Origin of the sequence: Paraglaciecola sp. 2405UD69-4 (genome assembly GCF_047525415.1) — a bacterium.
GTDB lineage: Bacteria > Pseudomonadota > Gammaproteobacteria > Enterobacterales > Alteromonadaceae > Paraglaciecola.
In genome coordinates this window covers 701,187-727,674 of sequence record NZ_JBLIXM010000002.1, presented here as the reverse complement: position 1 = coordinate 727,674, position 26,488 = coordinate 701,187, and the positions used below count along the sequence as shown (strand labels likewise).

The window sequence follows — 26,488 nt, the reverse complement described above, 5'->3', positions numbered from 1 at the left end:
ACTATTTGTTACTACTTGTCTGGCTATTGGGTGTTGTTTGCTTATAAATCAATCAACTATTAAGTGAGCCTTGCTATTGGGGCAGGGGATAATGCTACTTTTAGGACGTTAGTGTGTTAGCCCTGTAACAAAAATAAAAAGCCCAATTGAATTGGGCTTTAAAAATTAAGTTTACTGATGTTGCGTGAAGGCTTGGTTTAATATTCGCAAGTTAAACACATTGCATACACGCCTTTAGGGTCGTTTAGCTTAGTGACTTTGTCGATATCAGCTGAAACGGTTTTGACTAATTTTAAAAGGCTGCTGTCTTTTTGAGTTTTCAATGCGCCGTCAAGCATTACCGTTGCTTTTTGGAACAGTTGTTTCCAAAATAACTCGCTCTGGCTTAACGAAGGCTTGATATATTGCGTATCGTATTCTTGTAAATTAGCTAGTTCCGCGGCAGCTTGAATACCATCTTGAAGGTAACCAAGTTGGTCTACTAAGCCTATTTCAATGGCTTTGGTTCCGATCCAAACTCTGCCTTGAGCTACGCTGTCTACATACTCTTTGGTGAAGCCTCTTTTATCTGCGACTAATGATATGAACTGGTCATAACCATGCTCTATACCTCTTTGCATGATTTTACCTATTTGTGGATTAAGGGTTTTGGTAACTCCCATTCCAGCAAACTCAGTTGTACCTACACCATCGGTATGGATACCAAGATAGTCTAGGGTATTTTCGAATGTAAAAAACATCCCAAAAATACCAATAGAGCCAGTAATAGTGCTAGGAGCCGCTATTATTTTGTCGGCCCCAGCAGAAATCCAGTATCCACCTGATGCGGCATAAGTACTCATAACTGCCACAACAGGCTTACCTACGGCTTGTAGGTTTTCAACTTCTTGACGAATAATTTCAGAGGCAAACGCACTGCCTCCTGGAGAGTCAACGTAAAGCACCACAGATTTTACTGAGTCATCTAAACGGGCCTTGCGCAGTAATTTAGCTGTACTGTCACCGCCTATTTCACCTGGTTTTTTAGTCCCATTGGCAATGCCGCCTTTTGCTACCACTATCGCTACCTTGTCATTAAAGGTATCTATGGTCGGCATAGGTGGGTTAATTATGCTTAGGTAGTTTTTGTAAGTAATTGCATTGTAGCTGGTGCCGTCGTTATTCTCGCCAACCACAGTAATGATATCTTGTAAGGTTTCTTCGCGGGTTTTTAGGGCATCAACCCAGCCATAATCTAAAGCGTACTGTGCAAAGTCGCCACCAGATTGCTCGAATTTTTCAAAGAAGACATCAAGTTTTTCATCAAAGTTGCTTTGATCTATGCCTCTGGCTTTTGCCACACTTGATTTGTATTGGCTCCACATGGCGTCTAACCAAGCTTTGTTAGCTTCTTTGGCCGCGTCAGACATATCATCCCGTATGTAGGGCTCTACGGCAGATTTATATGTCCCCACTTTAAATACGTGGGTTTCGGCTTTTAGTTTTTCTAGCGCAGATTTGTAGTAAGTGCCAAATCGTCCGTAACCTTCAAATAGCATGAACCCCATTGGGTTCAGATAAATGTGGTCAGCGTGGCTTGCTAAGTAATATTGGTTTTGTGTGTAGTAGTCGCCGATAGCAAAAACAGGTTTTTCACTTTCTTTGAAACTATCTAGAGCAACCGCTATTTGCTCTAGTTTGTCTAACCCTGCGCTGCCTAAACCGTGTAAATCCAATACCAGCGCTTTAATTCGCCTATCTTGCTTGGCATTTTCTATACTTAACAGTATGTCTTGTAGCAATACTTCTGGTGCGTCTTGCTCTTCTTCAAAGGCTTCTTGCATAAACTCTTCGATAGGATCCACTGCGTGTTTTTCAATTACCACATCACCTACTAGTTTAAGAACTAGAGCAGAGCCAGAGGGCACACTGATAGAGCTGTCATCTTTCATGATAGCTGCAATGATCGCAACGAGTATGACAATGAAGATAAGGTTAATTATTAATTTTCGAGTGAAGTTAATGCCGTTCCACAGGCCTACGAATAGAGACTTTGTCCAACTTGTTCCAGATGACATATAAGATCAGTACACATTTAGTTAAGTTATGCTTCATCCTATCGAAAAATAGCCTTTTAGAACATTTGCAAATGTAATTTTTTGTAACTTTCTCAGCATCTTTTGGCGGTTTTAAGGACAGTGGAGCTGTTTTGTTTGTTATTTATACAACTGCGTTTGTTTGTTATTTATACAACTGCGTTTGTTTGTCATTGCTAAGGACCGATTGGAGCAACTCAATAACACTCTGTATTGTATCGTGTGCCATTGTAAAATCTTTTTAAGAAACTTAATCTAGTCATTCCACTTTTTACACTTGACTCTAACTGTTAGAAATTTAACTGGAAGTCAATATTACTCACCACTCACATAAAAGAATAAAAATATGAAATTTACCATTTTGGCTCTTACTCTTGTTACTGGTTTATTACAACAATCAAGTTTTGCTAAGCCATTAATAGAGCAGCAAATTGTTGAGAGAATTAATCAAGGGTTGCAGCAGTCTACTGATACCTTACAACAAGTCGTTAATATTAATAGTGGTACCTTAAACTTTGAAGGTGTTAAAGAAGTAGCTGATGTCTTCATTGCTCAATTTGATGCCATTGGTTTTGATACTCAGTGGGTTGATGGCAGTGAATTTAACCGAGCTGGTCATTTAGTCGCAAGTTATGGTACGAAAGGCCCTAAAATTTTGATGATTGGGCATTTAGATACGGTTTTTGCTAAGTCTGATGACTTTCAACGTTATCAGACTCTTGATAATGGCTTTGTTGCAGGCCCTGGGATCATAGATATGAAAGGGGGAGACGTGATTATTTTGTCTGCCTTAAAAGCATTGAAAGGACTAAACCTATTAGAAAACGTTAGCGTGCGTGTGGTAATGACTGGAGATGAAGAGAGTAGCGGTAGACCTTTGTCTTTGTCAAAGAAGGCAATTATTGATGCCGCTAAATGGGCAGATATAGCTTTAGGATTTGAAAATGCTGACAGCAATATAAAAACAGCGGTTGTTGCTCGAAGAGGTTCAGTTGGTTGGCAGCTAAATGTTGAAGGGCGGGCAGCTCACTCTTCACAAATTTTTAGTGAAAAGGTCGGATATGGGGCTATTTTTGAAACAGCACGAATTTTAAATGAGTTTAGAGAAAACCTAGTTGGTGTTGGCAACTTAAGCTTCAACCCGGGAATTATTGTTGGTGGTACTCAAATCAATGTACAACCTCAGAATGCAACTGCTGGTGCGTTTGGTAAATCCAATGTTGTAGCTAAAGAGGTAAGCGTGAGAGGGGGGATTCGAGCACTTAGCCTACAAGAATTAACTGATGCCCAAAAAGTGATGCAAGAAATAGTAGCTGAAAATTTGGCGCATACTTCAGCAAGGTTAACCTTTTCTGAAGGTTACCCTCCTATGTCTCCTACAGACAACAACTATAAGCTTTTGTCTATGTACAGTGACATCAGTGAGTCATTAGGTTATGGAAAAGTTTCTCCTGTTAACCCTCGAAACGCAGGAGCGGCAGATATTTCATTTGCTGCTGATCACGTAGATATGGCAATGGATGGCTTGGGACTCATGGGAGCTGGAGCTCACACCAAAGGTGAAGTGGCTGATATGAGCAGCTTTGCCAAAAATATGCACAAAGCCGCCATATTGATTTACCGCATAGGTGAATCAGAGCTTGATTAAAATTAACTCAAGCCTAGTCACACATTTTGTAATTGCTCTGGGCTGATAGTTTTACTGTCAGCCTTATTTCCTTTTAAACGCTCTACAAGCATGTAGTTTATTGGGATTAAGATTAACGTAATAAACGTGGCAAATAGAATTCCAAATCCTAGAGATACCGCCATAGGAATTAAGAATTGCGCTTGGGTAGACTTTTCAAACAATAATGGCATAAGCCCAATAAAGGTTGTTAAGCTGGTAAGCATGATAGGTCTAAACCTTGCGGCACCTGCTGTTAACACGGCATCCATCAATCTAATGCCTTCTTCCCGTTTCTTGTTAATAAAATCAACTAAAACTAAGGAGTCATTTACTACCACACCTACTAAGGCCAGCATTCCCAAAATACTCATTATGGTCAGATCCATACCCATTAACCAGTGGCCCATTACCGCACCAATCATACTAAAAGGAATGACGCTCATTACAATAATGGGCTGAACATAGTCTTTAAAAGGAATAGCCAGCAAGCCATAAATAGCGAAGAACACCATTAATAAGCCTACACTTAGTGACGAGAATGATTCACGTTGCTCACGTGCTTCGCCCTCCATTTTAAAGGTAACGCCCGGGTATTGGCTCACAACCTCTTGTACATATTCTGTCAAATCTGCCTGTAACACCGTCATGTTAGTCTTGGTTTTTTCAACATCAGCGGTAACACTTACGGTACGGAACCTGTCAATTCGTCTTATTTGTGACGGGCTTTTTCCTGGCACCAAGGTAGCTACATGGGCCAGAGGCACTGAACCACCACTTGGGGTTTCAATCAAAATGTTTTTCAAGTCAGCCAGTGAACGACGTTCATCTATTGGTAGTCTTACCATTACACGTACGTCATCTCTACCACGTTGAATACGTTGCACTTGACTACCAAAAAATGCACTTCTCACTTGGTTAGATATATTTACCCGAGTTAAACCTAGGGCTTTACCTTGTTGGGTTAGCTCAATTTGTAGTTCTTCTTTACCGTCAGATAAACTGTCGGCTATTTCAAACACAGTAGGGTAGGTAGCTAGTCTCGCTTTGATTTTGTCTGCAATTTCTTGCAAGGTATTTTGGTCGTTACCGCTAAGTTGTACATCAATTGGGTCTGATGAGCGGCCTGTCTCAGCGCGATATGTCACGCTTTCTGCGCCAGGAATAGGGCCTATTAAATCTCGCCACTCTCTGATTAAGTCAGCAGCGCTAATAGACAGCTTTCGGGACTCAGGTGGGGTAATTTCAAATCTTACGGAGCCCACGTTAGAAGAGCCTCCACGGCTCCCTGTAGATGCGAGTACATTCAAAATAATACTCTCTCCGGTTGCTTCATCAATGTACTTTTCTCTTAGCTCTTCTGCTTTATCTGCCATTTTTACTATGAATCTATTGGTAACTTCGAAGGTTGTTCCTGTGGTCATAGTTAATGTGGCCCTAACGGTTTCGCTTGGAACCCGAGGGAAGAATACAAACTTGGTCCAGCCACTCATTAAAAGTGCCAATATGATAGAAAAGGTGCCGACAAAAACAGCCAGCGTGCTGAGCTTATGGCGTAAGCTGAATTTAAGCAGTGGTTGGTAGTATTTTAAAATTGCCGCTTCAAAACCATCTGCAAATTTTTGCTGCCACTGTTCTAGGCGATTACCTGGGCCACTTTTTTCGTTGCGTAATTTGATGTGCTTGAGGTGTGAAGGTAATACAAATTTTGATTCAATTAATGAGAATAATAATACTGGAATAACGACCACAGGAATTTGTGAGAATAGGGCTCCACGATTTCCTTCGATAAAAGCAAAAGGCATAAAGGCGGCAACTGTTGTCAATATTCCAAAAGTTACCGGTGTAGCCACTTCTTGGGTGCCTTTAATCGCTGCTTCTTCTCCCGACTTCGCAGTTTTTAAATGGGTATAGATGTTTTCACCTGTGACTATGGCGTCATCAACGACTATTCCTAAAACTAAAATAAACCCGAATAAGCTCATTATGTTAAGGGTAACGCCGAAAATAGGCATGGCTAAAAACGCGCCCATAAAAGATACAGGGATCCCAATAAAGACCCAAAACGCAATGGCTGGTCGTAAAAATAGTGTCAGTAGTAATAGAACTAAGATGCCGCCTTGTAGGGCACTTCCCGTTAAAGTGGCAATACGATTTTTCACGATTTGCGAATCATCGTCCCAATAACTTAACTCGTAACCTTCTGGCAGTAGAGGCTGTTTTTCCTCAATGTATTCTTTTACCAAGTCGGCGACTTCTACAGCACTTTGTTGGCCAATTCGGTATACATCTATAAAGGCTGCTTGTTTACCATTGAATCGAGTGCGTACTGGGGTTTCTTCAAAACCGTCTTGAATATCTGCAATATCTTTTAGGCGCAGAATAGAACCGTCACTGTTTGTTTTGATAGGAATGTCAGCAAATTGGTCGGTACGATAGGCAAGGCCTTTAGAGCGTATTAATACGTCTCCACCATCAGTTTTGACATTACCCGCGGAGATATCACTACTTGAATTTGCCACGGCAGTTGATACCTCAGATAAGGTTAGGCCATATTGGCGAAGCCTGTCTTGGGGGATCTCTAAGGCAATTTCGTAATCTCGCACTCCAGCTAATTCTAATTGTGTGATACCTGGTATTCGCAACAAGTCGTCACGAATTTGTTCTGCAAATTCGTTTATTTCTTTTTCGCCATAATCACTAGAAATAGACACGGCTATTACTTCGCGGATCCTTTGTGCAAGGGATACTACTGGGTTTTCAGCGTCAGCAGGAAATGTATTAATGGCATCGACCCGTGCCTTGATGTCGGCTAGTAATTCTCGTGCGTCGTAGTCGCTATCAATTTCAATGCTAACACTAGCTGAGCCTTCAGATGAGACACTTGTAATTCTTTCAATACCTTCTAAATCTTGAACGGCTTCTTCTATTAAAATTGCCACGCCAAGTTCTGAGTCTTCTGGGGTTGCTCCCCTAAGTGTCACAGATACATTAATTCGGTCTGTTTCAAATGAAGGGAATACTTCAAGTGGAATACGGCTAGTAAGGCTATATATACCAGCAAACAGTATGGTTATCATCAGCAAGTTTGCTGCGACATGGTTTCGGGCAAACCAAGCAATCATGTCAATTCTCCAGTGATAATTAGTCGTGCTTTAACTTGTAGAAACATCATTAGTTCTGGCCTTTTGGTCTTATACCTGGGCCTTTGCCTTGTCGCTGGGCTCGCAGTTCGTCTACTGTAATTCCCAGCTCTTCGGCTTTTTTCTGCATCCTAGCTATTTGCTCTTTACTTGGCTTTCTTTGTTGCGGAGCGTTATCTTCGCCGGAAATAGTTACACGAGTGCCAGAGCTAACTTGACCCAGTGGTGTCGTCACTAATAAGTCACCCGCCTTTATCCCTGAGTCAATTATTGCTTTTTCGCTATTTTGCCAGCGAATATCAATGTCTTTACGCTTTAGAACACCGTCTTCGACTATATAGACATAGGTGCCTTGATAAATTGCGCTGTTATTAATGACAATTGCATCGTCAATAGTTTTACCTTGAACTTCGGCATTAACATATTGGCCAATCTTAATAGATGACCCAGGATGAAGAGTTTGGTTGTAGGGATCTTCTATTTGTCCCACTATATAAAGTTGCTGTGAGTTACTGTCTATGGCGGCTTCAGTACGCGTTATTTTGCCTAACCATGTTTGATTTTTACTAAAGCTTGAAGTAAATCTAGCTTCGATTAACGCTGGTTGATTGTCACTGCCACGAAACTCTTCAGGAAAGTTAATTAACTCTATATCACTGTTGTTAATAGGTAGGCGTATCTCTACTGTATCTGTCGAGTATATTTCTGCTACTTGCGTTGTGGCTGATAGCACTTGGCCGAAGTCAACCAGTTGTTCTAATATTCTGCCGTCGTAAGGTGCGGTAATAGTGGTGCGCTCTAAAGCTAGTTTCGCGATAGTTAATCCAGCTTCAGCTGATAATAAAGTTGCTTCAGCGGCTGCAAGTTGAGGTTTACGAAGCACTAAATCACTTGGCTCTTCTGAGTTTCCTAGGCGCTTCCAATCAATTGCTGCTTGTCGTGACGTGGCTTGTTCTTCTTGTAGTGCTTGCTCAGCAGACAGTAAATCTGCTTCAGCAATTTTTACATCTGCAATGTAATCCCTAGGGTCTAATTTTAGTAACACATCTCCTTTGTTAAAAAAGCCACCATTACGAAACTGAGGACTAACATAGGTGATTTGACCGGCTACCTGAGCTACTAAAGCATTTTGTACTTTAGGTTGCACTGTGCCAAAGGTATCTACTATTACTGTATATTTTTCAGGAGTAAGTTTGGTTACTTCAACGGTTAATTGTGATGCCCCAGAAGGCCCCCCTCGTTTGCTTTCGGGAGGATTAGTAAATATGAACCTTGCTACAGCTAATGTGGCTATTAATATTATTAGTGGAATTATCCACTTTCTCACGTTACTCATTGATTAACACATCCTCTTGATTATTTTGGGACTCAGCAAAGTCACCTCCTAAGGCGACGTATAGGTCAACCCGATTGGCTAATAGCTGATTTTTAATTTGTATTAGTGCATTTTGAGCATCGAAAGAGCGCTCTTGAGCTTCAAGCACTGTAGTGTATGTCACTAGGCCTTTTTGATATTGTTCAAATGACAGTGTTTGTGCCGCTAACGCGTTTTGACTTGCATTTACCGTAGCCACGTAACTTTTTTGCAGGCCAAGCTCAATGGTTAAAGCATTTTCTACATCAGCAAAGGCTTGGTAAAGGCTATCTAAATAGGCTTGTTCTTGCTGTTTAAGGGCAATTCTGGCGACTTCTTCTTCGGCTTTTAAATCGCCAGCCCTAAATATTGGCGCCGCTACTGAACCAAGTAATGACCAAGCAAAGGATGGCCCAGATAACAAATCTGAAAGTTCACTGCTGCTGTCAGAAATGGAAGCGCTCAAGTTTATACTCGGAAACCTTTGCTTGTGGGCATAGGCAAGGCCCGCATCTTGTGCGAGCACTTGATACCAGCTAGCTTGTAACTCAGGTTTGCGGGTAATGATATCGGACGGTAAACCGAGAGGTACCTCTGTATTGAGAAGTGGTAGGTCAATGTTTTCAACACTCGCGGCAATTGCGCCACTTGGATAGCGGCCCAGTAGCCTTTCTAGGGTACGTGACTCTTGTAGTAAGGTACTCTTTTGATCTTCTAAGTTAGATATTTCACTATTTAACTCATTGCGAGACAAGTAAACGTCAAGGGCACTATTTAGCCCTTGTCTGTAACCAGATTCGATTATCTGTAGGTTTTGCTTAGCGTTTTCAACCCTGCTTTCTGATAAGTCTTTTAACTGTGTTGCCGTTATTAAGTTAAACCAAGCAGTGGTGACATTAGCCACTAGGTCTTGGCGACTTTGCTGGTATTGGGTTTTACTTGCTTGGTAATCAAGGTTGGCTTGTTTTTGGGCTGCAGACAACTTACCCCAAATATCTATTTCGATTCCAGACTCTAACTCGATAGAATGACTAGTGCTGGTTATGTCTGTGCTTACACTTCTGCTACGCCCAGAGCTAAAATTTGCATCTAAGGTTGGCCAAAAGTCAGCCTTACTTTGAATTAAGCGTTGCTCTAATATTTCAACATCATAAGCCGTTTGCCTTAATGCATAATTTTGATTTAGGGCTTCGGTAACTAAGTCCTGCAATTGGCTTTGATTAAAGCGGTTAAGCCAGTCGTCTTGTACCTCTACTGAGGATTCTGTCAAATTCCAGTTTTCTGGTACTTCAGGAAACTGCAATTTGTTGTTTAGCTCACTATTAGTTGCACATCCGGCTAAAGAAATGGCAATCAGTAAAGGTAAGTATCGTTTCACTATAGGTAGGCCAAGTATAAAGTGTTAAAAATCAACAATTAGAATATAAGATACTCAGCCTTCTACAAAGCACTTTACACAACTTTTACACTTAAATTTTGTTTATCTTAATTTATTGTCAACTCATCTCACAATGGAGAGCTTGTACTATTTTTAAACGCAGCTTTTACTGCCTGATCCCATACTGAAACTTACATTCTTTAAATATTTCTAAGTTGCTCAAGGGGGTTAATTCGAATATTTCTATCGGCCCAATTTTGTCAAATTGGGTGTAACGCCTTAACTCAAAGTAGCGCCACCAAGCCCCAGTTGAGGGGATGAGTTCAAGGTAGGGAAATTGGCTGATTCTCCATGAGCCCTGAGATATGTCTTCGATAGAGACACTCGCCCCAGTTAGTTTATAAAACATCGACTTATCAAGTTCGATTGTTAAATCAAGGTCACAGTTTTGGCTGGTGTACTGATGAGCCCAGTTCTGAGTGTTTGAAAGAGCATGAGGATCAACACCTGCTGGGATCGGGATAAAGGCAATGGAGTTCTTTTTATAATGGTGGTTTCCCTTGTAAAACATATTGGTACTATAAATCTCCCAACCCAGTTTTTTCATGACATGGGTGAGGTTTTCAACTTTTTCAGGGGACTTAATAAAAGGAGAGTAAATAACGCTAGACTGGGACACTGAATCTGGAATATCCAGATCATTTACTATTACCTTAAACTGATTTTTAGACAAAGCCGCAGATATAAGCTGGGTTTGAGTATCGGATAAATACCGAGTATATAAATGCACTGGTGTCTGGCTACAACTGCAAAATATAAAGGCCACTAGTATTAAGTATTTCATTAGTCACGTGGCCCTTAATAAATTTAATACTGAACTTTTAATCTTTCTATTTTAGCTGCGGTTACAGAGCGCTCAGAAGAGTTGTCTAATCTGAAGTCCAGTTGCACTTTCAAGCCAGTTTGTCTTTGTGCTTGCCCTCCTTGTACTCTGGGTTTGTAGACCCACTGTTGTAACGCATCAACAGACGCTTTGTCGAATACTTGGTTTGGAAAGGATTCGATGACTTTAATTTTGTCGGTGGTGCCATCTTTAGCAATATCAAATTCTAAAATTACAGAGCCTTCTATCTCGTCTTGTGCTGCTTGACTAGGGTATTTAGGCTCAATTCTTGTTACAGGCGATGCCATGTATTCTTGTGCGACTTTGTGACTTGTTTCAGTCATATTCGCTAGCGCAACACCGGCTACTAAGCTAGAACTCAGCACTAAGGTTAGGCCAATAATTATAGGTTTTACTGAGCGCGAGTTTTGAATGTTTTTGATTCGTTTTTGCATGCTGCTTTTTTCTCCGTAGGGTGAGTGTATTGAAAAGCTATGTAGTGATTGCTCTGCACATTTTATAAGTGCTTTGCTGTAGATAATTTTGTCCCTTGTTGTTGAGGTTTTTAGCACTGTGGCATCACAGGCTAGTTCTTGGCTGCGCCTAAAAGCCCGATACGCTAGCCAAGTTAATGGGTTGAACCAAAATACACATAGAATCAATAACGCTAATAAGTTATAGAGGTTATCTTTGCGTTCATAATGGACTAGCTCATGGGCTAGCATTAGCTGTTGTTGGCGGGTATCGAACTGAGTATTAAACTCGCTTGGTAGTAGGATTTTTGCTTTGAATATGCCATTTAAGATTGGGGTTGATAAGTGCTGGCTTGTATATACCCCTAAAGTGCTAGGAAGCTCAACGCCTTGCGTGGTAATCAAGGCTGGTTTAGTGGGAAGTTGCGTGATTTTCCACTGTGACAAACCAGCAAGCAATAGAATTGAAGCTGCGCCTAACACCCATAGCCATACCCAATTTATATCTAAATTTGGAGCATTTACTACTGTATTGTTTACGGTAACAAGATGCTTATATATTGATGTATCACTTATTGTAATGATATCTTGTGGGAGGTTGCTGGCTATAAGGCTCATGGGTATCAAAAACCAAAGGGCATAGACAGTATTCGCCCCAAGTTTTGATATCCCTTTTGACTCAATCCAAATCAAAAGCAGTACCACAGCACTAAACACTAATTGTTGTTCGAGTAACCAGTTAATCATTTTCTTTTTCCCATTTTTCTATAAGTGCTTTCAACTCATCAATGTCTGATTTAGACAAAGCGTCGCTATCAGCAAATCCAGCTACTAAGGGGGCGACTCGGCCTTTAAATAAACGACTAACGAAGTTTTCACTTTCTTTGATGACATATTCATTTCGTGCAAATAGTGGAAAATATAAATAACTACGTTGTTGCTTTTTAAAGTCGATAGCTTGCTTTTTTACCAAGCGGCTCAATAAGGTTTTTACGGTTTTGTCATGCCAAGGCTTTTTGATGTTTAAACGGGTAATAATGTCTTGGGCAGAAGCTGGTGATTGTTCCCATAGGGCTTCGAGTACTTCAAATTCGGTTTTTGTTATATCTTTCATATCACGGATTACAGTTGTAGTTTATAGGTTTAGATTACATGTGTAATCTAAATATTCAAGTGATATTTGCTATTTTTTAATCAGCTAAGCATTTACTTTAGGTTTAGATCGTTGTTTCATCAGTGCATAAGGACTTACTAAAAAACATGACTGATTTTGAATCCCATACTTGATAATGACCCTTACGGGGCGTATTCCCTTGAAAACTTGCTTTCAATTACTGCTTCTAATCGCCCTAACGACTTCAATGCTTTTTGGCAAAAAGCCTATAACGAGGTCATAACGTTAGAGCCTAAATTTGACTTACATGACACGGGACACTCTCATAAAAACTGGAAACTTTATGATGTTTCTTTCCAATCCACCGACTCAATCACTATTTGGGGCTGGTTATTAGTTCCTATTAAGAAAACAGTTAATAGGGTGTTTGTGGCAGGCCACGGGTATGCGGGACGCCAAGGCCCTGATTTTGATTTGCCTTTTGACGATGCAGCTATTTATTTTCCTTGTAGTAGGGGGATTTCTAGAAGTGCTGCTGCTCCTATATCTCAAGAGCCATATTGGCACGTACGCCATGATATTGACAAAAAAGAGCGTTATATCATTCGTGGCTGCGTTGAAGATGTATGGTTGTCGGTGTCTGTTGTTAAACAACTTTATCCTGATATTACAGGTGGTATTTACTTGTTGGGTGTTAGCTTTAGCGGGGGAGTGGGGATGCTTGCTCTTGCCCAAGATACAAGAATAACTAAAGCCCATTTCAATGTGCCAACCTTTGGACATCATCAATTACGCCTGCGGATCCCGACCCATGGCAGTGGTAAGTCTATACAAGATTTTTATCATTCAGAGCCATTTAAGCTTATTCGTACACTTAGATATTATGATGCAGCTTATGCCGCTTCGAATGTGACTGTGCCGGTTCATTTTGCTTTGGCATTACGGGATCCAGTTGTTACACCGCCGGGGCAGTTTGCTATTTATAACGAGGTTAAGAGCGAGAAGCATTTGTATGTTTTAGAAGCTGGGCACGATAGTTATCCAAGCCAAGCTAAACAAGCTAAGGAGCTTATTGACGAGTTATTAGTTTTTTTTAGTTAACCTTAATTTGAGATAAGCCAAAGCATTTACTGTTCTTAGTAGGCCAGAACTCGAATTGAATATATAGAGTGTTCAGAATTTGAGGTAAATACTAGATGAAACGAGAGTATCACAAATGGTGGAGCCCACGTTTACAAAGGGATATGGAGCTTTTGGTTCATGGTCATGCTGGGGCTAGGGTATTGGTTTTTCCAACTCGGTTTGCTCGATTTTATGAGTATGAGAACCTTAGGATCCTCGATCAAATACGAGATAAAGTCGAAGCAGGGCAGTTACAACTTTTTTGTGTAGACAGTATTGATGCTGAAAGTTTGTATTGCAGTTGGGCTGAACCTTACTGGCGCATTCAGCGCCACATTCAATATGAAGAGTACATATTGAATGAAGTATTTCCTTTTATGGATAGCGTGAATGCTAACCCCTGTACCATTAGTCATGGTTGTAGCTTAGGTGCCTTTCATGCAGCAAATATCGCGTTACGTCATCCTCATTTATTTAATAAATTGTGCGCATTTAGTGGCCGTTTTGATCTCACACTAGAAGTGGAATACTTTGGTGATTTGTTCTCTGGTTTTTATAACGATGATGTTTATTTTAATACGCCGTCACATTTTTTGCCGGGACTAGAATGTGAGCAGAAACTTAATGAATTACGAAATATGGATATTATTATGGTGATTGGCCGTGATGATCCGTTTTTGAATAACAATTTGCACATGAGTGCTTTGCTTTCAGAGAAGGGCATAAACCACACCTTGCATCAATGGGATGAGCGAGCCCATCAAGGATATTACTGGCGCAGGATGGTGCGGCTTTATCTTTAAAAAGCAAGGTATTTAATGTATATGTCCCTTATTTTGGGCAAAGGGCATATGCTTAGCGATTAATTATTTTATAAGTCAGTTATAAACGGGTATACTTATTACCAAAATAGCCAAGCTATTAAGTCTATTGCATTGGTCATGATAGCGTTAGAATCAATACCTAAGTAGGATGAAATGACAAAGAGAGTTTTCCTTTTAGTAATGGGTTTAATAAGCATCTTGTCTATGCCCGTATCAGCCAAAAATTTCATTGGCCATTGTCGTAATTACCCACCCGACTTATATTTTGAAAATGGAAAATGCACCGGCATAGTAGCTGATTTGGTTTCTGATATTTTTTCTGAGCTTGGACTCAGTATAAAATGGCAGAAAGTACCTTGGGGCCGTTCTTTAATCGATGCGCAAAAAGGTGATGTTGATCTTTTAATTCGGCACTCTATGACTCCTGCAAGAGAGTATTATTTAAATCCTATCAAATATACAGATGAGACCAGAACCTTACATTTTTTTACATCTCCAAATTTTAAATCAGATATTACTTCATATGAGGAGCTCGCTAAGGTAAATGTAGGGAGTATCAGAGGAGTATTTTATTCTCCAATATTTTCTAAGTTAGAAATAGATCATCTCACTGTGGTTAGTCATAGTACGCAATTATTGGGTATGCTAGAACGAGGTCGCATTGATGTAGTTGTTACATCTCGGTCCCATGATATTGAGCTATTTGAGTCAAAGTTCAATAAAGCAAGCTTAACTGAAACCTTCAGTAACCCGAATTACATCAGTATTCCTATTCATTCAAAGTTGATAAAATATTATGACGACATAGCAAAACTAATGTTGGAATATCGTAAGAGTGGTAAAATCGATAGGTACTATGAAAAATACGGTGAGCCTGTTCCAATTCAAACCTTTGATGACAAAGTCGATAGTCAAATCAATAGTAAAGCTTTAAACCTCTCATCAGTTTGTTATTGATGTGATTTTTCGTTACCCAAGGAAGGTGAGAAAACCCATCACTTAATTCATTTTGTAAGTCACTCTGTCACCAGCTTGACATATTTCTGTCAGCATAACCTACCATAAAGTTGGGAAACTATGTGTAATAAGATGAAGTTAAGTAAACAGTTTGATCTGCGGCTCACTAGTCATAAATATTAAATGAAGTTATACCTAAATATTAGTTAAATAAACTAATTAATTTAGCGTGAGGTTTTTAGATATTTCTAATGTATATCTATAGTCACTTGCTTTGTATTTTTGTGGCGTTCTCTTGTAATTACGTCGTTTAAATAGGTCAAAAAATCAGGTGAAATCTCTGCAAGATTTAACCTAATTTTGAGGATAATGTTCGGTGTCAACTACCTGTACCTAATGGCGGTGACCGTTTCCTATTGCAGCGCCTTTATCGTTATAAAAACCAGAGGCGCCAGCTTCTATAAACCCTAAAGTCACCATTTTTGTCAAAAAAGGATCGGTATGATCATCACCTATGTCGGCATAGTCGGTAGTTTGATAGTCATAGAGTTTGTTAAAGTAGTTTACAGTATCTGCATCTTGAGTTTTAAGTTCATCTAACACCCAGGTTTCGAGGCCCAACGGTGTTTTTAATTTAAAAGATTTGATTAGTTTAAGTTGAGGCATCCAAGTAATTGTTAACTTTGTGTTCTCCGTTTCTTTTTGTCGTAATTCAATTTGATTACAGCCTGTTCCTTGTTGTTCAACGACAGGCATATTAGTTATTAATGTGTCAGATACAAGTTGGTTTCTGTAGTTCCAGTCAAGCTCTTTTTTGCCGTGAACTGATTCACCTGGTTGGTATTCGATTGCTCTTTCATATTCATTAAAAAAACGGATAGGTTTGATTAAGTCATTTGTTACTTTTTGCCACATTTCAGTAATGTGTGTTTGTGGATATTGGTGAGCAACAACATTGGGTTTGCGCCATAGAATTAATTTAGTTTGTGATTTTGCAAAACCAACTGTGCTTTTAACAATAGTGTAACTTGCTTTAAGTGTTTGGGTTGTAGCACATGACTTTTCTGCCATAGCGTTTGGCGTTGCAAAAGAGATTACGAATGCTAGAAAGATTATATTTTTCAATTTCTTAACCTTAATGGACAATTATAAAAATGAAAAAACGAGACACTAATTAGTATCTCGTTTTCTATTGCTTCTAAACAATTTATTTATTGTGCAGCTTCTACACTGCCGCTTAAGTCAGCAGCATAGTCCATTATATGAAAGATCATATTTTGTTCTTGTGTACCGTTAACTAAAAATGCGCCGGGTCCTTGAGCAAACACAGCTACATCTTCACCTGAGTGGGTTTCAGACCCTAGCGGTATTAGCGCTTCTTGGTGGAAACCAGATGCAGTTGTATCTACGTCGGTTAAATCATGGCGACCAGCCGCCGCAGCAAAACCGTACGTAGCGTCCGCGTCAGTCTCATTGCCAAAGTCACGGAAACCTAAACCATTTGTATAGCCCAGAGTGGTATAGGGCATACCATCGCCAGCTGTGGCCGGTTCAGTTGCACCAACGTTGACAACTTTACCTAGTATTGGATTACCACGCTTTGGATAACCAGCAATAGTGAATACATGGCCATGGTCAGCGGTAACTATAATAAGTGTGTCTGACATATCTGTCATTTCAACTGCTTTGGCAATGGCATCAGAAAAAGCTATGGTGTCTGTCAAAGCATTATAGGCACTACCAGCATGGTGACCGTGGTCAATACGACCTGACTCAACCATTAAGAAAAATCCGTCATCATCATTATTTAGAATGTTAATGGCGGTTTCAGTCATTTCACTTACTGAGGGTTCGCCGGCTACGTCGTTACCACGATCTGCTTCGTATTGCATATGTGACTCGTTAAATAAACCTAGTACACGCTCAGTATTTTCGGTATCTATTGCATCAAAACCAGTTTGGTCAATAACATACGTTCCTGAAGCGTAGTTAGCTTGCCATTCTGAAGTTAAGTCACGACCATCTGTACGATCACCTTCAACTTCACTAACGGCATCCGTGCTATTGTAGGCTGCATCTTTAGGTAAAAAGTGACGACGGCCTCCACCAAATACTACTTCAATGCCATCTGCATCTAGGTTATCAACCTTGGCTTCAAGTAATGTTTCAAAGTTAATAAGTTGCTCTGCTATGTCCATACAACCTGCTTCTACTGCTTCTGCTGGCATATCTGAGATATCTTCCCAGTTACGATCAGCTGACTTTGCATAAGTTGCTGCTGGCGTGGCATGAGTAATACGTGCAGTTGAAATGATTCCTGTAGATTTACCTGCAATTTCAGCTAGTTCAAGTGCAGTAAATAGCTCGTTACCAGCAACCGTTGAGCATTCTCCGCGCTCAATGTCTTCGTCTACACCGATTACGCCTACGTCAGTTTTTACGCCACTCATCATAGCGGTCATTGTGCCAGCGGAGTCTGGAGTTTGTGCGTCTACGTTGTAGGTTTTAGCTAATCCTGCAAATGGGAAACTTTCAAAACTAAGTTGATTGTCTTCGCCTTGCTCACCGTTTAATTGTCCTTCTAATATGCGTGCAGCGGTAATGGTTGATACACCCATGCCGTCGCCCACAAAAAGAATCACATTTTTTGCTTGGCCTTTTATAGACTCGATAGTGGTCGCACGGCTGCTTAGTATTGTGGTGTTAGTTTTGCTTGTTGATGTGGCCTCTAACCATGCTGCCTTAGCATCTTCTACTTGTTGTGCTCCATCTGTAAACCAGTCATTGTTTAAACTAGTTAATAACTCGTTAGAGCTAATAGAGGTTGCGCCTGCAACGCATACATATTCAGTTGCAGTTATTTCTGATGTTTCTAAGGTGCCACTGGCATCACTGTCTAAACCTGAGTCTATCTGCACACCACTATTTGGACAGCTTGCATCACCCACTGCAAGTGCTGTTTGTACTACTAAGCTAGTTAGCCCGTCTGCGCCATTTTGACCATTTATGCCATCAGCACCATTGTCTCCATCTGAGCAACTCGCTAGACCTAAAATAGCCACCGCAATTGCACTAAATCTTAATGTTTTCATGTTTGACTCCTGACTATTCGTTAACAAGATCTAAAGCTTGGTTCATAAGGTGAAAGACGACACTCTGCTCAATGACACCTTGGACTAACTGAGAGCCAGGTCCTTGTGCATGTAAGGCGATATCTTCACCCGAGTGTGTTTCAGAACCTGCTGGGATCAACGCCTCTTGGTGAAAGCCGCTAGTGGTTGTGTCTACATTACTTAGATCTTGACGACCTGCAGCTGCATCTAATGTATAAGTCACATCAGCGTCAGTTTCAGTACCTAAATCGCGATAACCTAAACCATTGGTATATCCTAAGGTTGTATAGGGCATATCGTCGGAAGCTGTGGTTGCTTCGTCACTTCCTACCGGTACTACTTTGCCTAATATTGGATTACCTCTTTTAGGGTAACCTGCAATTGTAAATACATGTCCGTGATCAGCCGTTACTAATATCAATGTATCGTCAGAGTCTGTCATGTTAGTGGCCATCTCTACTGCATTAGCAAACTCAATGGTGTCTGTTAATGCGTTATAAGCGCTACCTGCATGATGTCCGTGGTCAATGCGTCCTGACTCCACAACTAATAAAAAGCCTTTTTCATTATTGTCTAACTTTTGAATCGCTTTTTGAGTCATTTCACTTAGTGATGGCTCGCCAGCAATATCATTGCTTCGGTCTGCTTCGTATTGCATATGTGACTCATTGAAAAGTCCAAATATAGGTCCTTCGCTTTCAGTATTGATAGCATCAAAACCTGTTTGATCGATTACATAAGTTCCGTTGGGGTAGAGCTCTTTCCACTCAGCGGTTAAATCTCTAGAGTCAGTACGATCACCTTCTATTTCACTTGACGCATCAGCGCTATTGAAGGCAACATCTTTAGGTAAAAAGTGACGACGTCCACCACCCATTGCAACGTCTATTCCATCAACATCAATGCCTGTATAGCGGGCTTCTAGATTGGCTTCAAAGTGAATTAATTGATCAGCGATATCAACACACTCTGTTGCATCTTCTGGCATATCGGAAATATCTTCCCAGTTACGGTCAGCAGACTTTGCGTAAGTTGCAGCTGGTGTTGCATGAGTGATACGTGCAGTAGAAATAACGCCTGTTGCTAAGCCTTTTATTTCTGCAAGCTCTAATGCTGTGACAACTTCGTTACCGGATTGACTTGAACATACTCCGCGCTCGATATCCTCATCTACACCTATAACACCAACATCAGTTTTTAAGCCACTCATCATGGCAGTCATAGTGCCTGCTGAATCGGGTGTTTGTGCATCTACGTTATAGGTTTTAACTAAAGCTGTATGTGGAAAGTTCTCAAAGCTTAAATAGTCTTCTTCTCCCGAGTTGCCCGCAAGTTGGCCTTGCATTATTCGTGAAGCGGTTAGCGTAGAAATTCCCATACCATCACCCACAAAAAGAATGACGTTCTTCGCTTTAAAGCTGTTATTAACAGTTGATTTCTCGATTAGTTTCGATTGGGCATCGGTATACCATTGATTTTCAGTTTGATGCTCAGGTAAAACCTGTGCATTCAAGCTCGAAGATACGACTATGGCTATTGCACTAGCCTTGGCAATCCAGTTCTTTCTCATCTTATTGCTATCCTATTAAGTAGTGCTTACATGCATACCTATACTGAGTTTAGGTATATGACGGCTGATAGGATAGGGAAGGTTTGTGAATGGTTAGCTACACATTCGTGACCATATTATGACGTTATTATGTATTTTTTGTTATTTTAATTATGTTATATCATCACATTTTTGAGTGTTTTGCGTTTGATAATTTGAACCATTAAAAATGGTCTTTGTCGTGTTTATAATTCAATTGAAGTGAGTTTTACACTCTGATTGGATACTTTTAAGACACTACCTTGTTCGTACCAATCCCCTAAAACAATGCGCTGAGCCGCTAGGTCGTTTAACATAAAGTTATGGATGGCTGGCCTATGGGTATGGCCGTGAATTAATCTTTGCACCTTGTGAGTTTGCATTGCTGTGTAAACCGCTTCTTGGGTGACATCCATGATTTCCATTGTTAGCTTGGCTTGTTTGCTTTTGCTGGTGGCTCTGGCTTTTTGTGCTAATTTTCTGCGAATCTTAAGTGGTAATCTCAACATAATTCTAGGCCACCACCATGAGCGGGCAGTTTTCCGAAATTTTTGATATTCGATATCTTGTGTGCAAAGTTCATCACCATGCATGATGAGAGTGGGCTTGCCGTATAAATCAATGACTTTTTGTTCAGGTAAAATAGTGAAACCAGCTAGCTCAGCAAATTTTTGCCTGATGAGAAAGTCTCGATTTCCATGAATAAAGTAGATAGGCACACCCTGTAAACTTAAGGCTTTAAATGCTGCTGCAATACTTAGCGTAAAGTCGTTTTGCTCATCATCACCAATCCATACTTCGAAAAGATCCCCCAAAATGTAAAGGGCGTCAGCGTTAACTGCTTCATGTTCCAAAAACGCAAATAAACATTGGTTTATGTCGTCTCTGTCTGCTGAAAGATGCAAATCTGCAATAAAGTAAGTGAATGGGTGAGGGGAGGTCATAGGGAAATGTTAATGTTAAATTTGGGGCAAACTCAAAAGAGTTGCCCCAAACTAATATTAATCGATGATTTCAGCTTTCTGAATGATTACATCTTCTACAGGAACATCTTGGTGATAACCTGAGTTTCCAGTTGATACTGCTTTGATTTTTTCTACTACTTCCATGCCATCTGTTACTTCTGCAAATACGCAGTAGCCCCAGCCGTCTGTGCTTTCGCTACGGAAGTTTAAGAAACTATTGTCACCTACGTTAATAAAAAACTGAGCAGTAGCTGAGTGAGGTTCGTTGGTACGCGCCATAGCTACAGTGCCAAGGTTGTTAGCTAAACCATTATTTGCTTCATTTTGAATGGTTGCTTTTGTTTCTTTTTGTTCCATGCCCGGTTCAAATCCGCCACCTTGGATCATGAAGCCATCAATAACTCTATGAAAAATGGTGTTGTCGTAAAAGCCGTCTTTCACATAACCAAGAAAGTTCGCAACTGTAATTGGAGCTTTATCAGCAAAAAGTGTTAGTGTGATAACGCCGTAATTTGTATGGATTTTAACCATTAAATAGCCCCTTAAAGGATGAAGATAAAAATAACTGCAGCATTCTAGCCTATCTACTTATGTTTTTTAAGACTTTAACTGTGATTGACTGGTGCAGCTAGAGTTTCTCGGTGGTAGAATTCCGTTTTTGGACCGTATGCTCGGTCTTCATTTTTTTAATAAAGGATAGTGATTACATGCTACATATTTACAACACCCTAACCCGAAAGAAAGAGCAATTTAAGCCGTTGCAAGCTGGTAAGGTGGGGTTATATGTGTGTGGAATTACAGTCTATGATTTATGTCACGTGGGTCATGCTCGTACCTATTTGAGCTTTGATCTTATGGTCCGTTATCTACGGTCTCGTGGTGTTGAAGTGAAGTATGTCCGTAACATTACAGACGTAGACGATAAAATTATTGCTCGTGCTAATGAAAAAGGTATAGACGCAGCAGAGTTTACCGAGCAGACCATAGCCCGTATGCATGAAGACTTTGGCGCTATTGGGTTGTTAGAGCCTGATATTGAGCCTAGAGTTACCACTCATATGCCTGAGATTATTGATGTTATTCAGCGCCTAATTGATAAGGGCCATGCTTATCAGGCACCAAGTGGCGATGTATTATTTGAGGTAAGTACCTACAAGGAATACGGTAAGTTAGGTCGCCAAGATTTAGAGCAATTAAATGCAGGAGCTCGTGTTGAAGTGGCCTCAGAAAAGCGGGACCCATTAGATTTTGTACTTTGGAAAACTGTGAAACCTGGGGAGCCTTTTTGGGAGTCGCCATGGGGTAATGGTCGTCCGGGGTGGCATATAGAATGTTCGGCAATGAATCACAAACATCTCGGAGAGCATTTTGATATTCACGGTGGTGGTTCTGATTTAGTGTTTCCACACCATGAAAATGAAGTCGCGCAATCATGTTGTGCCTTTGATACCCAGTACGTTAATTACTGGGTACATACTGGTATGGTGCAAGTTAATCAGGAGAAAATGTCCAAGTCTTTAGGGAATTTCTTCACACTGCGTGATGTGTTAGATATCTATGATGCTGAAACTGTTCGATTCTTTTTAATGTCTGCTCAATATCGCAGTCAATTAAGTTATTCAGACAGTTTTATTCAGCAAGCCCGTGCTTCATTGGAGCGTTTATATACTTCCCTTAGAGATGTTACACCGAATATGGACGTTGATATTTCAATGGGCGGTTATCAAGAGCGATTTAATGCTGCGATGGATGATGACTTTAATACTCCAGAAGCTTTTGCTGTGTTGTTTGAGCTGGCTAAAGAGTTAAATAAATCTCAAGGTGAGCAAGCTGCTGATCTTGCCGGGATTATGGTAAAACTGGCTGATATCCTAGGTATATTACAACAATCACCAGATGAGTTTTTACAAGGCAATACAGGTGATGACTCAGATGATATAGCTAAAATAGAAGGCTTAATAAAGGCCCGCAATGATGCTCGAGCTAATAAAGACTGGGCTGCCGCCGATGCCGCCCGCGATGCTTTGAATGAGTTAAATATTATTCTTGAAGATAGCGCTAGTGGCACTACATGGAGACGTGGCTAGCTTAAGTTATTTTGCCTCAACTATTGTTGAGGCAAACCTCGTTTTTTCCTTTCTTTTTATATTTGCACATTGTTTGCACATTTTGCTTTTCTTAGACTTGGTAAGATATCTTCGCTTAACTTGTTAGCCGAGGTTAATTGGTAATTGAGGTGGGTTAATTAAGAAATGGCATCCATTTACTTTGTTAAATTACTAAGGAAAAAAATATGGTTGATTCTATAGGTAGTGCAAGCTTCCGTCCCCCACCTCCTCCGTCTGGTGGTCAATCTAATCTTACTGATGATCAAACATCATTAATCGAAGAAACACTAGCTGGTTACGATGCTGACAATCTAACTGAAGCCGACGCTGCAAGTATAGTTGAAGCCTTTGCTGATGCTGGCATCGCCCCAAGTGGTGCATTTGCTGATAAATTAGCGGAAGTAGGCTTTGACGCAAAAGAAATTGGTAGCTTAGCCGGTGCAGGCCCGTCAGACGCTAATCGTCCACCACCGCCTCCACCAGATAGTTCAAGCAGTTTAGATCTAACTGACGCGGTTGATTATTTAGAAACCTTATTCGAAGAAAAAGCAGAAACTGAAACGGATAACTCTAACATTACAGCCCAGTTAGCTGAGCGTTTTGGTTTGGCCGAAGGCGAGTCACTAATTAATATTACTGTTTAATCCAGTGATAGAGTAAAAAAGGCAATGGAGCTTGGCGCCCATTGCCTTTTTTATTGGCTGTGTAGTCAAACTAGAGCCAGCGCCTGACTCGGGCTTTGTAGTTTATATATTGCTCGCCAAATAGACTTTCTATTATTCGCTCTTCTGGTTTTATTTGAAAGTACGTGATGTAGAGCATAAAAAGCGGCAAGGTGATAAGTCCCAATAAACTCCCTAATTTTAATATGGCTGCTAATAACACCAATGCCATCCCTAAATACATAGGATTTCTGGTGAGCCTATAAATACCACTAGATACCAATTGGTTAGTTTTGTCTGGTTTACTCGGGTTGATGGTGGTTTTGGCTATTTTGAATTGTACTAGACCTGCTAAGGCGACAAGTATACCTAGCGCGCCTATTACCCAGTAATATTCTTTTAAAGCTTCAGGAAACAAAGCAGTCGCAAAGTAGCGGTTAATGAAATAGGCACTTGCCAATGACATCAAGAGTATCACTGGAGGATGTATTTTTAATTCAAGTGCCTTCATATCTACCTTGATTAAGTTCTAGTTACATCAACATATATTTTTAGTTTTTGCCCGGGCTGCAAATATTTTTTTAGCTTACTTTGATTCCACTTTTGTAAGTCGCTCACTTTTACATTAAATTTTCCAGCAATCCGAGCCAGTGAATCGCCGTTACGAACGGTATAGGTTAGGGTGCGCATTACTGCATCTGAATCTTGTTGGCTACTTACTTGGTTTACCCAAATTACCAGTTCTTTACCTGGACGTAAGGTGTCTGTGGGAGCCATCCCATTCCACTTAGCTAATTGACGTAAGTTAACTTTATATTCGCGGCTAATATCCCAAAAGGTATCACCACTTTTCACTATATGTTTAAGCTGGTACGCACCACTTTGTTTTGACTGTGTGGTAGCTAAACGCTGATCTTGAGAAAGTGAATATGAATCGAGTGACTTTAATGCAACGGGCACGATCAAGTGTTTTCCAACCACTATCACGTTACTCTTTAACTTGTTAACTTTACTGATGATGTCTACAGTAGTGTGGTATTTCGCTGCTAACTTAAGCAAACTGTCGCCACTTTTAACTTTATGTCTAACCCAGTTTAGTCTGTCTTTATTATCAGTTTTTGCTAGTTTTTCATTGAATATTTCAACCTTGTCTATGGGTAATAGCAGGGTGTGAGGGCCATTGGGATCGGTTGCCCAGCGGTTGTAACCTGGGTTTAGTGCATGTAGTTCTTCTATTGAGAGCTCAGCCATTTCTGCTGCTAATGCTAAGTCTATTTGTGATTCAACATTGACTTGTTGGGTATAGGCAAGGTTTTCAATGAGTGGCCAATCAAAGTTGTATTGATCGTGATTCTCAAGTATGTCTGCTAAGGCTAATAGTTTTGGAACATACGCCCGAGTTTCTTTTGGTAAGTCTAAGTGCCAAAAGTCAGTGGCTTTACCAGATTTTTTGTTCTTTCTTATCGCTTTTAAAACCCGTCCTTCACCACTGTTGTATGCTGCCAATGCATGAAACCAGTCTCCATCAAACATTTCTAACAGGTAATTTAAGTAGTTTATTGCTCCTTGAGTCGATGCCATTACATCTCGGCGACCGTCGTACCACCATGTTTGCTGCATCCCAAAGCGGGTACCGGTAGATGGAATAAATTGCCACATACCAGCGGCGCGTCCATGGGAGTACGCAAATGGGTCGAAAGCACTTTCAACAATAGGCAGCAAGGCCAATTCTAAAGGCATGTTTTGCTGTTCTAGTTGCTCAATAATTAGATATAAAAATGGCTTAGCACGTTTAGCTACGCGCTTCATGTAACTTGGGTGTTTTAAATACCAATTGCGCTGTGCTTGAATACGACTGTTGTCATCGTATTCAAAACTTAGTTGAGTGCGAACTCTTTGCCATAAATCTTTTACTTCACTTTCTGCTGCAGCCTCTAGTACTTCTTGAGGTAGTTCAACTGCCACTTCTACAGTGTCTGTGGGGTGGGCAATCGGTATGGTACCTGATGTTACTGCTTCACAATCAAAGTGCTCTTGTGCATCCGTATGTTCTTGCTCACAAGACTCGACTATTTTCTCTGCAATTTCATGTTCTTGTGCAAGTTGTTCATCTTGGGTAGCAGTGGTTGTTTGACAAGCTGTTAAACTGGTAAACACCATCACAGGAATGATTTTATATAAACGCAATGTTTTCTCTTTATAGTTATAGTTTGTTGATAGTGGTGTTTGTCTGTTGTTTTTGATGATAATCACAGGCTTAGGTTATATTACTCATTAAAAGTTATCTTTCCAATGTCTGAGTGATGCAAATACAGCTTCATCTGAGTCCAATGGTTTGCCTTTATGTTCACTCATTCTGGTCACAATAGTTTCCTGGTTACAGCGTAAAAATGGATTGATTTTTCGCTCTTTTTCTAAGGTAGAAGGCAAGCTTGGTAAGTTATCTTCACGCTCTTGTATAACCCAATTTTCGTATTCGACAAGCGCTTCATTGTCTGGTTCCACAGCTTTTGCAAACTTTATATTTGCTAGGGTGTACTCATGGGTACAATAGACCTTAGTTTTACTAGGAAGTGCATTGAGTTTTGCTAAAGATTGGTACATCTGCTCCGGTGTCCCTTCAAATAACCTACCACAACCGGCAGAAAATAAGGTGTCTCCGCAAAATAAACTGTTTTCTCCATAGTAGGCAATATGATCTAATGTGTGGCCTGGTACTTCCATTACCAATAAATTGACGTTTAAATGAGGTAATGTGATATCGGTTGCTTCTGTTAATCTGTGGGTGATTTGTTTAATGTTAGGGTTTTGAGGGCCGTATACAGGTATGCCTGGGTAAGCTTCTAATAATGCATCTATTCCTCCTGTATGATCTCTGTGATGGTGGGTAATGAGGATTGCCACTAAAGATAATTGTTCATTGTTACAGTACTCGATTACAGGTGTTGCATCACCAGGATCAACTACTACACAATATTGTTGATTGTGAATGCTCCATATGTAATTGTCTTCAAAGGCCGAAATGGGATGAACATTTAAACTCACGGTATAACTCCTAAACAA

Annotated in this window: 21 protein-coding genes; 6 read left to right on the top strand and 15 right to left on the bottom strand. The window is 40.4% G+C overall.

Annotated features, from left to right (window positions below):
• Nucleotides 1-197 precede the first annotated feature (197 nt).
• The gene (gene sppA / locus ACMUMK_RS09635; RefSeq protein WP_414700910.1) at nucleotides 198-2,057 is read right to left on the bottom strand and encodes a signal peptide peptidase SppA; all 1,860 of its coding nucleotides are present in this window, start codon (nucleotides 2,055-2,057) and stop codon (nucleotides 198-200) included.
• Nucleotides 2,058-2,421: 364 nt separating this feature from the next.
• On the opposite strand from sppA, the gene ACMUMK_RS09630 reads away from it, so the two are divergent.
• Nucleotides 2,422-3,723, top strand: a complete 1,302-nt coding sequence (locus ACMUMK_RS09630; protein WP_414700909.1) for a M20/M25/M40 family metallo-hydrolase — start codon at nucleotides 2,422-2,424, stop codon at nucleotides 3,721-3,723.
• A gap of 17 nt (nucleotides 3,724-3,740) precedes the next feature.
• Here the strand turns inward: ACMUMK_RS09630 and ACMUMK_RS09625 are convergent, their stop codons facing one another.
• From ACMUMK_RS09625 to ACMUMK_RS09600, 6 genes are all read right to left on the bottom strand, one after another.
• The gene (locus ACMUMK_RS09625) at nucleotides 3,741-6,866 is read right to left on the bottom strand and encodes an efflux RND transporter permease subunit (protein ID WP_414700908.1); all 3,126 of its coding nucleotides are present in this window, start codon (nucleotides 6,864-6,866) and stop codon (nucleotides 3,741-3,743) included.
• Between the two features lie 49 nt (nucleotides 6,867-6,915).
• A complete protein-coding gene (locus tag ACMUMK_RS09620) occupies nucleotides 6,916-8,220 on the bottom strand; it encodes an efflux RND transporter periplasmic adaptor subunit (protein ID WP_414700907.1) in 1,305 nt (434 codons plus the stop codon).
• Nucleotides 8,213-9,619: an efflux transporter outer membrane subunit gene (locus tag ACMUMK_RS09615; RefSeq protein WP_414701398.1), complete on the bottom strand. Its 1,407-nt coding sequence runs from the start codon at nucleotides 9,617-9,619 to the stop codon at nucleotides 8,213-8,215. Before ACMUMK_RS09615 ends, ACMUMK_RS09620 begins: the two co-directional genes overlap by 8 nt.
• A 163-nt stretch (nucleotides 9,620-9,782) precedes the next feature.
• Nucleotides 9,783-10,460: a hypothetical protein gene (locus tag ACMUMK_RS09610; protein ID WP_414700906.1), complete on the bottom strand. Its 678-nt coding sequence runs from the start codon at nucleotides 10,458-10,460 to the stop codon at nucleotides 9,783-9,785.
• A gap of 23 nt (nucleotides 10,461-10,483) precedes the next feature.
• On the bottom strand, nucleotides 10,484-11,719 hold the full coding sequence (locus tag ACMUMK_RS09605; protein WP_414700905.1) for a M56 family metallopeptidase: 1,236 nt from the start codon (nucleotides 11,717-11,719) through the stop codon (nucleotides 10,484-10,486).
• Nucleotides 11,712-12,086: a BlaI/MecI/CopY family transcriptional regulator gene (locus ACMUMK_RS09600; protein WP_414700904.1), complete on the bottom strand. Its 375-nt coding sequence runs from the start codon at nucleotides 12,084-12,086 to the stop codon at nucleotides 11,712-11,714. The genes ACMUMK_RS09605 and ACMUMK_RS09600 overlap by 8 nt, the downstream gene beginning before the upstream one ends.
• A gap of 156 nt (nucleotides 12,087-12,242) precedes the next feature.
• On the opposite strand from ACMUMK_RS09600, the gene ACMUMK_RS09595 reads away from it, so the two are divergent.
• The 3 genes from ACMUMK_RS09595 to ACMUMK_RS09585 all read left to right on the top strand — a co-directional run bounded on the left by ACMUMK_RS09595 (nucleotide 12,243) and on the right by ACMUMK_RS09585 (nucleotide 14,989).
• Nucleotides 12,243-13,187 (top strand): acetylxylan esterase, encoded by a 945-nt coding sequence (locus ACMUMK_RS09595; RefSeq protein ID WP_414700903.1) that lies wholly within the window; start codon nucleotides 12,243-12,245, stop codon nucleotides 13,185-13,187.
• A 95-nt stretch (nucleotides 13,188-13,282) separates the two neighbouring features.
• Nucleotides 13,283-14,011 carry an esterase family protein gene (locus ACMUMK_RS09590; RefSeq protein WP_414700902.1) on the top strand — a complete coding sequence of 243 codons (729 nt, stop codon included), beginning with the start codon at nucleotides 13,283-13,285 and terminating at the stop codon, nucleotides 14,009-14,011.
• A 225-nt stretch (nucleotides 14,012-14,236) separates the two neighbouring features.
• Complete coding sequence (locus tag ACMUMK_RS09585; RefSeq protein ID WP_414700901.1) at nucleotides 14,237-14,989, top strand: substrate-binding periplasmic protein; 753 nt, start codon at nucleotides 14,237-14,239, stop codon at nucleotides 14,987-14,989.
• Between the two features lie 393 nt (nucleotides 14,990-15,382).
• Here ACMUMK_RS09585 and ACMUMK_RS09580 read toward each other — a convergent pair whose 3' ends face one another.
• The 5 genes from ACMUMK_RS09580 to ACMUMK_RS09560 all read right to left on the bottom strand — a co-directional run bounded on the left by ACMUMK_RS09580 (nucleotide 15,383) and on the right by ACMUMK_RS09560 (nucleotide 21,186).
• Nucleotides 15,383-16,114 (bottom strand): hypothetical protein, encoded by a 732-nt coding sequence (locus ACMUMK_RS09580; RefSeq protein ID WP_414700900.1) that lies wholly within the window; start codon nucleotides 16,112-16,114, stop codon nucleotides 15,383-15,385.
• 86 nt (nucleotides 16,115-16,200) lie between these two features.
• The gene (locus tag ACMUMK_RS09575) at nucleotides 16,201-18,081 is read right to left on the bottom strand and encodes an alkaline phosphatase (protein WP_414700899.1); all 1,881 of its coding nucleotides are present in this window, start codon (nucleotides 18,079-18,081) and stop codon (nucleotides 16,201-16,203) included.
• 13 nt (nucleotides 18,082-18,094) lie between these two features.
• Nucleotides 18,095-19,672: an alkaline phosphatase gene (locus tag ACMUMK_RS09570; protein ID WP_414700898.1), complete on the bottom strand. Its 1,578-nt coding sequence runs from the start codon at nucleotides 19,670-19,672 to the stop codon at nucleotides 18,095-18,097.
• Between the two features lie 224 nt (nucleotides 19,673-19,896).
• On the bottom strand, nucleotides 19,897-20,634 hold the full coding sequence (gene lpxH, locus ACMUMK_RS09565) for a UDP-2,3-diacylglucosamine diphosphatase (RefSeq protein WP_414700897.1): 738 nt from the start codon (nucleotides 20,632-20,634) through the stop codon (nucleotides 19,897-19,899).
• A 57-nt stretch (nucleotides 20,635-20,691) separates the two neighbouring features.
• Entirely contained in the window at nucleotides 20,692-21,186 is a 495-nt protein-coding gene (locus ACMUMK_RS09560; RefSeq protein WP_414700896.1) for a peptidylprolyl isomerase, read from the bottom strand.
• A gap of 176 nt (nucleotides 21,187-21,362) precedes the next feature.
• Between ACMUMK_RS09560 and cysS the strand changes: the two genes are divergently transcribed.
• Together cysS and ACMUMK_RS09550 are read left to right on the top strand one after the other, a co-directional pair.
• Entirely contained in the window at nucleotides 21,363-22,742 is a 1,380-nt protein-coding gene (gene cysS / locus ACMUMK_RS09555) for a cysteine--tRNA ligase (RefSeq protein WP_414700895.1), read from the top strand.
• Nucleotides 22,743-22,948: 206 nt separating this feature from the next.
• Nucleotides 22,949-23,407, top strand: coding sequence for a hypothetical protein (locus ACMUMK_RS09550; RefSeq protein ID WP_414700894.1), 459 nt, complete (start codon nucleotides 22,949-22,951; stop codon nucleotides 23,405-23,407).
• A 70-nt stretch (nucleotides 23,408-23,477) separates the two neighbouring features.
• Here the strand turns inward: ACMUMK_RS09550 and ACMUMK_RS09545 are convergent, their stop codons facing one another.
• The 3 genes from ACMUMK_RS09545 to gloB form a co-directional block, all read right to left on the bottom strand.
• The gene (locus tag ACMUMK_RS09545) at nucleotides 23,478-23,936 is read right to left on the bottom strand and encodes a methyltransferase family protein (protein WP_414700893.1); all 459 of its coding nucleotides are present in this window, start codon (nucleotides 23,934-23,936) and stop codon (nucleotides 23,478-23,480) included.
• Nucleotides 23,937-23,947: 11 nt separating this feature from the next.
• Nucleotides 23,948-25,612 carry a LysM peptidoglycan-binding domain-containing protein gene (locus ACMUMK_RS09540; RefSeq protein ID WP_414700892.1) on the bottom strand — a complete coding sequence of 555 codons (1,665 nt, stop codon included), beginning with the start codon at nucleotides 25,610-25,612 and terminating at the stop codon, nucleotides 23,948-23,950.
• Nucleotides 25,613-25,699: 87 nt separating this feature from the next.
• The gene (gene gloB, locus ACMUMK_RS09535; RefSeq protein ID WP_414700891.1) at nucleotides 25,700-26,470 is read right to left on the bottom strand and encodes a hydroxyacylglutathione hydrolase; all 771 of its coding nucleotides are present in this window, start codon (nucleotides 26,468-26,470) and stop codon (nucleotides 25,700-25,702) included.
• Nucleotides 26,471-26,488 lie beyond the last annotated feature (18 nt).